This window comes from Xanthomonas cissicola, assembly GCF_008801575.1.
Taxonomy (GTDB): Bacteria; Pseudomonadota; Gammaproteobacteria; order Xanthomonadales; family Xanthomonadaceae; genus Xanthomonas; species Xanthomonas cissicola.
Genome location: NZ_VZPL01000227.1, coordinates 1 through 693, shown reverse-complemented (window position 1 = coordinate 693; position 693 = coordinate 1). Strand labels below are relative to the sequence as shown.

General features: G+C 59.5%; 1 protein-coding gene. It reads right to left on the bottom strand.

All coding sequences use genetic code 11. The annotated features are described in order from the left end of the window. Positions 1-693 (bottom strand): TraI domain-containing protein (locus F7R02_RS25735; RefSeq protein WP_208789154.1); only part of this gene is annotated, 693 nt, incomplete at both ends.

The following is a 693-nucleotide window of genomic DNA, read 5'->3' as shown; positions in this document are numbered from 1 at the left end:
GAGGTGCCATTCGACTCGTCCCTGGATGGTGGGGTACTGGTCGACATTGGATTTTTTTTCGCTGGGACGGACTCGCTCACCTGGTGTAGCTTTCCGGGAGCTCCAGGCGTTGGCTGAAACGATGAGTTTTCTTGGTCATCGGCCTTCGGTTGATCTGGTGCCCCAATCATTGCCAGCAGTTCATCCATCATATCCGGCGAGTTTTTCGCTACGGGTTGTGTGCTCAAAGAAGGCTTCGATTCCAACGGCGGATTGGCTCGATCAAGGGCGGTGTCCTGCATGGAAGAGTCAAGCAAGTCCGGCGCACTCTCGCCGGTTGCCTCGGCACCTTGGCCTGCGTCAACAAGCACCGTCCCCGCGTAGGCGGCCGGCCGCTCACCAACCTCCCAGATCAGGGCGGGCGAGAGCCGCAGTAACGTAAAGGCATGTGACCAGCCGCTCGAGCTGGTCACCGTTGCACGCCAGATCGCTTTGCCGTCCGGTGCGGGCTGGAGCATGCTGTGCTCTTGAAGAACGTTGAACACAGCCGAGTTGCTCGCTGGGATGCCGTCTATGCCTTGCGATAACAGGTGGGCACGCAACTTGTCCGAGACGGTCTTGCTGACGAGCCAGAGCGCATCGTGCGTCAGCCAGCCATCGGACGCCTGGGGCTGATTTAGTTTCAACTCTTCCTTGAGCAGATAGCGCAGGCCG